This window comes from Pseudomonas sp. NFACC02 (genome assembly GCF_900110765.1).
GTDB lineage: Bacteria > Pseudomonadota > Gammaproteobacteria > Pseudomonadales > Pseudomonadaceae > Aquipseudomonas.
In genome coordinates, this window is sequence record NZ_FOEO01000017.1 from 19,854 (window position 1) to 27,921 (window position 8,068).

Below are 8,068 nucleotides of genomic sequence, written 5' to 3' on the forward strand. Positions count from 1 at the left end.
CGCGAGTTGCGGCGTGTCAGTCAGCATCGATGGCACGGTCCAATAGCCATCGCGGACAAGCGCTCCTACCATGATCTATGGCGCAACCTTCCTGCCCGCCATGTGTTTCAAATACCTCACCACCTGATCCAGTTCTGCGTCCGACAAGACTTCCGGCGTAATCGCCGGCATCTTCGCTTGCGGCCACTGGCGCAGGGCTTGCGGGTTGCGGATGTACAGCTTCAGGTAATCACCGGCGAAATACTCCGTCGGGTTGTGCGGGATGTTCAGGTCCGGGCCCAGTTGCGAATCCCCGGCGCCGTTCAAGCGATGACAGGCAAAGCAGTTCTTCTGAAACAACGCAAAACCCAGGTTGACCGGATCGTTCGCGGCGAGACTGGCGTCAGGAAGCAGTGCGGGGAATCGTTCAGCGACTGAAGCCAACAGGCGAATTTTGCCCACTGCATACGGCCATTGTTCGGGGCTGATCCTGCCGGCGGCAGGGTCAGTCCAGACCAGATAAAACGGGCCGGCACCGGGCTTGTCCTTGCCCAGGGCCGGCCACGGATGCGCAGGGTCTTCGATGGCAAGCCAGGCTCGTGAGCCGGTTTTCTGGAGCAGGGGGCCCGCAGGCATCTCAGCGGCAAAGCCATCGGTGGCGACGGCCTGCAGATGGGCATCGCTCGCGACGCCTTCGATGAGTGCCGCCACAGGCACTGCCCGGTAATGCATGGCACGCTTGTACGAGACATCGTCGGGTATGTCGATGTCGCGGGCTTGCGGGTGTTTGAGCAGTTGCTCGGTGCTCCAGGTGCGGGAGCCCTTGGCAAGGTCGATCGTCAGTTCAGCAGCGTGAAGAGGCAGGGCCAGCAGGAAGCCAGCCAGCAACATGAACGTGCGCAAAACGGTATTACTCCCCAGGGTGGTCGATGAGCCCGTACACGACTGACGCACTCGCCTATCGCCTTGCGTGAACACAGATGGCGCCGCGCCCATAAACCATGTCACAAGGGCGAATGCACGGATCAGCCGAACAAACGAGTCAGGTTCGGCAAAATCAACAACAGTGTGGTTGCAAAAACGATCAATCCTGCTTGACGTATTTTCGAATGCTTGAACATGGCGTATGCCTTTTTTGTTATTCCTGAGCGACAAAAGCTCACCTGCTTCATGTTGAACAGAAGCGGCAGCTGGCAAAGGTGAAATCAAGAGAGCAGGTGTCTCGACAATGTCTGTCGAAGACATGGCGCTAAAGAATCGATTTTTATGGCGCCACTGCTACTGACTTAACCTTAGAGCCCGAGTGCGAGACGCTTTAGATCGGTTTGATATGAGTTTATGAATTTTTTAGCTAAAAAGGCGATAAGGCCCATGGCTAGCACTCATGCACTCCCTTGCTAGACACGTTTAGGCGAAACGATTCACGTCCGTTAGCTAGCTACCGTTCGTCTGAGTCCGAAACTTCCTACAACCGGCTACCCTGTATCACACTCACTTGACCTCGGCACTTTGATCGTTGAGAGCATTTGTGTGACCGTTCAAGTGTCCAAAGAACATTAAATTCCAGCAGGGCAGCGAGGGGACAATGACAGAGGCCTTTATTTTTGATGCGTTGCGCACACCCAGAGGCAGAGGCAAACCCGATGGCGCGCTGTACAGCATCAAACCGGTGAACCTGATCGCGGGGCTGTTGCGTGAGATGCAGTCCCGTCACCGGCTGGACACCGGTCAGGTCGATGACATCGTGCTGGGCTGCGTGACACCGGTTGGCGACCAGGGGGCCGACATTGCCAAGACCGCCGCACTGGTTGCTGACTGGGCGGTGAATGTGGCGGGTGTTCAGGTGAATCGCTTCTGTGCGTCAGGGCTTGAGGCGGTGAATCTGGGGGCGATGAAAATACGTTCCGACTTCGAGGATCTGGTGGTGGTCGGCGGCGTCGAATCGATGTCCCGGGTCCCCATGGGCAGCGACGGCGGCGCCTGGGTGCTCGACCCGCAGACCAACCTGCACACGCATTTCACGCCCCAAGGCATCGGCGCCGACTTGATTGCGACGCTGGAAGGGTTCAGTCGTGAAGACGTCGACAGTTTTGCCCTGCAATCGCAGCACAAGGCGGCGCATGCACGACAGACCGGCGCCTTCGGTCGCTCGCTGGTGCCCGTGCGGGACCAGAACGGCCTGATGGTACTGGACCATGACGAGTTTATTCGGGCCGACACAACGCTCGAAGGCCTGAACAAGCTCAAGCCCAGCTTCGAAGCCATCGGCCAGATGGGGTATGACGCCACGGCGTTGCGCGTTTACAGCCATGTCGAGCGTATCGAACACGTACATACGCCAGGCAACAGTTCGGGCATCGTGGACGGCGCTGCCTTGATGCTGCTGGGATCCGCGCAAAAAGGCCGAGAGCTGGGCCTGAAACCTCGTGCCCGAATCGTTGCGACGGCAGTGACCAGCACCGATCCTACGATCATGCTGACCGGGCCTGCGCCGGCGACTCGAAAAGCCTTGGCGCGGGCCGGGCTCAAGGTCGAAGACATTGACCTGTTCGAAGTCAACGAAGCCTTTGCTTCGGTGGTGCTCAAATTCATCAAGGACATGCGCGTCGATCCGCAGCGCGTCAATGTCAATGGTGGTTCCATTGCTCTTGGTCATCCGCTGGGTGCGACAGGCTGCATCATCCTCGGCACATTGCTCGATGAGCTCGAAGCGCGGCATTTGCGCTACGGCCTGGCGACGCTGTGCGTGGGCGGTGGCATGGGCATAGCGACGATCATCGAGCGGCTTTGAGTGTTCGGAACCGGCGAGCCCGCTGCCGCTGTCTCCGGCAACTGACGACATAAAAACAGATTCAGGAAGAACAACCGCATGACTGATGCCATCCAGTACGAAATCGGCCCTGATCAGATTGTCACGCTGACTCTGGACATGCCCGGCCAACAGGCCAACACCATGAACGCGATGTATCGGCAGGCCATGGGCGAGGTGCTCGCCCGTCTGCACGCGGACAAGGACACCCTGGTCGGCGTGATCGTCCGATCAGCGAAGAAGACCTTTTTTACCGGCGGCGATCTCAACGAACTGATCCGGGTTGACGCCTCACGTGCGGCTTGGTTTTACGAGATGACGATGGACCTGAAGGCGCAACTTAGGGCGCTGGAAACCTTAGGCAAACCGGTCGTCGCGGCCATCAACGGCGCAGCGCTGGGCGGTGGCTGGGAGTTTTGTCTGGCGTGTCACCACCGCATCGCCCTCGATGAAAAACACGTCCGTCTGGGTTTACCTGAGGTCACCCTGGGGCTGCTCCCGGGCGGTGGCGGGACGGTACGGTTGGTGCGAATGCTGGGTCTGGAAAAAGCGCTGCCGTTACTGATGGAAGGTCGGAACCTGAGTCCCCGGCAGGCGCTCAAGGCCGGGCTCGTCGACCAACTGGCCATCGACGCCGATGATCTGCTGGTCAAGTCGCGTGAATGGATACTGGCCAATCCGTCGCCGAGCAAGCCTTGGGACCTGCCGGGCTTTCAGATTCCGGGCGGCACGCCGTCACACCCCAAGGTCGCGCAGATGCTGGCGATTGCGCCCTCGATGCTGCGCAGCAAGACCTACGGGTGTTATCCGGCGCCGGAAAAGATCCTCGCCGCAGCCGTTGAAGGCGCGCAGGTTGACTTTCAGACCGCGGAAAAAATCGAGGCGCGCTATTTCACCGAGCTCACCACGGGCCAGATCTCGAAGAACATGATCGGCACCTGGTTTCAACTCAACGAACTCAATGCCGGTCAGTCCAGGCCCAAGGCACCGCCCGTTTATCACATGCGCAAGGTCGGTGTGCTGGGGGCGGGGATGATGGGCGGCGGCATCGCCTACGTCACCGCGCTGGCCGGTGTGGACGTGGTGCTCAAGGACATCAATCTGGCCACTGCGCAGAAGGGTAAGGACTATGCGGTGCGGCTGCTGGACAAGCAGGTTGCCACGGGCCGGATCAACGCTGAGCAGCGCGACACCGTGTTGGCGCGCATCAAGACCACAGGCCGTGACAGCGACCTGGAGGGCTGCGACCTGATCATTGAAGCGGTGCCCGAAGACCGTCAACTCAAGGCGCAGGTGACGGCGGCCGCTGAGCAAGTGGTCGTGCCGTACGCGGTGATTGCCTCCAACACCTCAACCTTGCCGATCACCGGCCTGGCGACGGCGATCGGCCGTCAGGAACGTTTTATCGGTATGCATTTCTTCAGCCCGGTGGACAAGATGCGCCTGGTGGAAATCATCAAGGGCGCGCGCACCAACGACATGACGCTGGCCCGCGCCTTTGACTTCGTGCAACAGATCAACAAGATCCCGATCGTGGTCAACGATGCCCGTGGCTTCTTTACCTCCAGGGTGTTTGCGACTTTCACGAGCGAAGGCATTGCGATGCTCGGCGAGGGTCTCTCGGCGGTCATGATCGAAACCGAAGCGCGCAAGGCCGGGATGCCGGTCGGGCCGCTGGCGGTGTCGGACGAAGTCTCGTTGAGCCTGATGAGCCAGATTCGTCAGCAAACGCGCAAGGACCTGGAAGCACAAGGCGACACGCCAACGGACCATCCGGCGACTGCAGTGATCGATCTGTTGCTCAATGAATACAAGCGTGCCGGCAAGGCGGCGGGTGGCGGCTTCTACGAGTACCCCGACGGCGGGCAGAAACGGTTGTGGCCGCAACTCAAAGCGCGGTTCGAGAAACCCGAGGCTCAGATTGGCGGGCAGGAAATTCGTGATCGTCTTCTGTTCATTCAGGCGATAGAAACCGTGCGCTGTGTCGAAGAGGGCGTATTGCGCTCGACCACCGATGCCAACATCGGCTCGATGTACGGCATCGGTTTCCCGGCCTGGACCGGGGGCGCGTTGCAATTCATCAATCAGTACGGCCTCAAGGACTTCGTTGCCCGCGCACAATACCTGGCCGAGCGCTACGGCGAGCGTTTCCAGCCCCCGGCGTTGCTGCTGGAAAAGGCGCTCAACGGCGAGTCGTTCTGACTCGACGCTGTCGCTGTATCGACTTCAACGCGGTACAGCGACGGTTCAGCCTCGACGGACGACAGGCCTTGCCTTGCCTGTGGCTTCAAGGCAGGCTTGGGCGTGCGCATTTTCGCCTTTGTCGCCTCAGGGATTTTTATGTCGTTACGCATCTGCATTCTGGAAACCGACGTTCTTCGCCCGGAACTGGTCGATCAATATCAAGGTTATGGGCGGATGTTCGAATCGCTGTTTTCCCGCCAGCCTATCCCTGCTGAATTTGTCGTCTACAACGTGATGCAGGGTCACTATCCCCCTGATGACGAGCGCTTCGATGCGTACCTGATCACGGGCTCCAAGGCTGACTCCTTCGGCACCGACCCCTGGATTCAGACCCTCAAGACCTACCTGCTGGATCGCTACAAACGTGGCGACAAGTTGTTGGGTGTGTGCTTCGGGCATCAATTGCTGGCTTTACTGCTGGGTGGCAAGACCGAGCGTGCGACCCAGGGTTGGGGGGTGGGGATTCATCACTACGATCTGGCGCCTGCAAAGCCGTGGATGAGCCCACCTGTGGACAAGCTCACGTTGTTGATCAGCCATCAGGATCAAGTGACCGCATTGCCGGAAGGCGCAAGCGTCATTGCCTCCAGCGATTTCTGCCAGTTCGCCGCGTATCACATCAACGACCAGGTGCTGTGCTTCCAGGGCCATCCGGAGTTCATCCACGACTACTCGCGCACCTTGCTCGACATTCGTCAGGACGCACTGGGCGAACAGGTGTATAGCCAAGGTATTGCCAGCCTGGAAGAGGATCACCACGGCACGACGGTGGCCGAATGGATGATGCGGTTTGTGGCGAACAAGCCGCAGGTGGCATGACCTGAAGGCTGATCATTGCCACTGTGGGAGCGAGCAAGCTCGCTCCCACAGGAATCCATTGCGTTTTACAGCCATCCCGAGCGCTTGAAGCTCGCGAACAGCACGCCACACCCACCGACAATCACGCCCAGCACGGCAAAGTAGCCGTAGTGCCAGCTCAGCTCCGGCATGTTCTGGAAGTTCATGCCGTAGATCCCCGCAATCGCGGTCGGAAAGGCCAGAATCGCTGCCCAGGCGGCAAATTTGCGCTGGGTCAGGCTCTGTCGCGACGACTCCAGCAGCAGCCCGATTTCAATGGTCTGGCTGGCGATGTCGCGCAGATTGGCCAGGTCCTCCATCTGCCGCTTCACATGAATTTCCACGTCGCGAAAATATGGGCGCATGTTCTTGTCGATAAACGGGAAGCTGAGCTTCTGCAGCTCTTCGCCGATCTCGACCATGGGCGCCACGTAACGCCGCAGCCGCAACAGGTCCCTGCGCAAGGCGTGTATGCGATGGATATCGGACTCGTTGAGTTCGGTGCTCAGCACGCTGTGCTCCAGCTCTTCCAGCTCGCAATGAATGGCTTCGGTCACCGGCTGGTAGTTTTCGGTCACAAAGTCGAGCAGGGCATACAGCACGAAATCCTCTCCGTGCTCCAACAACAGGGGGCGCGCCTCGCAGCGTTGACGCACCAGTCCGTAGGATTTCGAATCGCCGTTGCGCGACGTGATGATGTAGCCCTTGCCGGCGAAGATGTGGGTTTCGATGAAGATCAGCTTGCCGTTCTCGCGGATCGGCGCATAGGTGACGATGAACAGCGCGTCGCCAAAGGTCTCCAGCTTGGGTCGGCTGTGAACCTCCAGCGCATCTTCAATGGCGAGTTCGTGCAGGCAGAATTGCTTTTGCAGGGTGGCGAGTTCCTGAGCGCTGGGCTGCTCCAGGCCGATCCAGACGAAATGCCCAGGCTTTGCGGCCCAGGCGGCCCCTTCGTCAAGGGTGATGTTGGTGACTTTCTTTCCGGCACTGTAAACGGCGGCAGCGACAACTCGGCCCATGGTGATCTGCTTCTTCTTTGAAAAGGGGACTGCGCGCAGCTTAGCGCGCTCTCCTGTTCAGAGTCGGCGAGATTCAGCGAGTTCGCGAGTTTTGTGCAAGCCGTTCAGCAACGGTTTGGGCGACAGTGTCCGGGGCGCGAAGCTGCGCATCCATCTGCTCGATACCGATCTGCATCTGGCCGTGGCACCGTTCGATCAGTTGCGGGATATCGTCACTGGTCATGCCGGTTGTGGAGATGGGCGCAAGGGCACGAATCATCACCCGACCGCTGTCCCAGGCATTCAACTGCATGTCACGCACGTAGGTGCTGACGCACACCGGGACGATGGGGACGCCTGCGTCTATGGCCATTTGAAAGGCGCCGCGTTTGAAGGGCAAAAGGCCCTTGCCGTTATTGCGCGTGCCTTCCGGAAAGACCCAGATCGAGGTGTCCTTGTGCTGCAGGGTTTCAGTGGTCTGACGGATCGAAAGGCGTGCCCGCAAGGGGTTGCCACGATCAATCAGCACATTGCCCGCCAGCCAGAACAACTGACCGAAAAAGGGCACCCACTTCAGGCTTTTCTTGCCGATGCAGACCGTCCGTGGCGGCACGATGTTGCCGAGGATGAACAGGTCGTAGTTGGATTGGTGGTTGCAGACAATCACGCACGGGCGAGTCCGGTCGAACTGCGCACCCATGTCGGCGATGAGGCGCAGACGCAGGATTCGCATCGCCGGCAACGCATACAGGCGGGCGCACAGGCGGCTGTTGTCGGGGTTGAACGGACGGCAGATGCCCAGCAACAGACCCAACACGCCAGCAATGATGAAGTGCAGCCCCATCAGCAACATACGCAGGACAAACAGCATGCAAACCACTCAGGAAACGAAAGGTGGCGCAGTGTACGGATGTGCACTTAATTCGGCAAATGGCAGACAGACGGATGGTGTTCGGCGAATTTAACGGAATGTTTCAGGCAGGGAAGGGCAGTGACGAACGCCAAACGGAATCACTGTCCTGCCGCCGCTCACGCGGCATCCGGGCCGCTCGGCCCGCTCCATGTCGCCTGCGTTCAGCGCGCTCATGCCTGGCTGAACATAACCCTGTGGGCGCCGGCTTGCTGGCGAATGCGGTGGGTCAGCCGTGAAGATGTCGAATGATCCACCGCATTCGCGGCCCTCGTAACCTCGGACGGCTCC

At 59.5% G+C, this 8,068-nt stretch carries 6 protein-coding genes; 3 read left to right on the forward strand and 3 right to left on the reverse strand.

The window, feature by feature from the left end; genetic code table 11:
- Positions 1 to 75: 75 nt before the first annotated feature.
- On the reverse strand, positions 76 to 870 hold the full coding sequence (locus BMY73_RS15410; protein WP_175500189.1) for a cytochrome c: 795 nt from the start codon (positions 868 to 870) through the stop codon (positions 76 to 78).
- 694 nt (positions 871 to 1,564) lie between these two features.
- Here BMY73_RS15410 and BMY73_RS15415 point away from each other — a divergent pair.
- The 3 genes from BMY73_RS15415 to BMY73_RS15425 all read left to right on the forward strand — a co-directional run bounded on the left by BMY73_RS15415 (position 1,565) and on the right by BMY73_RS15425 (position 5,851).
- Complete coding sequence (locus BMY73_RS15415; protein WP_062385736.1) at positions 1,565 to 2,770, forward strand: acetyl-CoA C-acetyltransferase; 1,206 nt, start codon at positions 1,565 to 1,567, stop codon at positions 2,768 to 2,770.
- Between the two features lie 78 nt (positions 2,771 to 2,848).
- Complete coding sequence (locus tag BMY73_RS15420; RefSeq protein WP_092408146.1) at positions 2,849 to 4,990, forward strand: 3-hydroxyacyl-CoA dehydrogenase NAD-binding domain-containing protein; 2,142 nt, start codon at positions 2,849 to 2,851, stop codon at positions 4,988 to 4,990.
- A 138-nt stretch (positions 4,991 to 5,128) separates the two neighbouring features.
- Positions 5,129 to 5,851: an amidotransferase gene (locus BMY73_RS15425; RefSeq protein ID WP_092408148.1), complete on the forward strand. Its 723-nt coding sequence runs from the start codon at positions 5,129 to 5,131 to the stop codon at positions 5,849 to 5,851.
- Positions 5,852 to 5,916: 65 nt separating this feature from the next.
- On the opposite strand, the gene BMY73_RS15430 is transcribed toward BMY73_RS15425, so the two are convergent.
- Positions 5,917 to 6,888 (reverse strand): magnesium and cobalt transport protein CorA, encoded by a 972-nt coding sequence (locus BMY73_RS15430; RefSeq protein ID WP_092408150.1) that lies wholly within the window; start codon positions 6,886 to 6,888, stop codon positions 5,917 to 5,919.
- A 73-nt stretch (positions 6,889 to 6,961) separates the two neighbouring features.
- Positions 6,962 to 7,738, reverse strand: coding sequence for a 1-acylglycerol-3-phosphate O-acyltransferase (locus tag BMY73_RS15435; protein ID WP_092408152.1), 777 nt, complete (start codon positions 7,736 to 7,738; stop codon positions 6,962 to 6,964).
- Between the last annotated feature and the right edge of the window lie 330 nt (positions 7,739 to 8,068).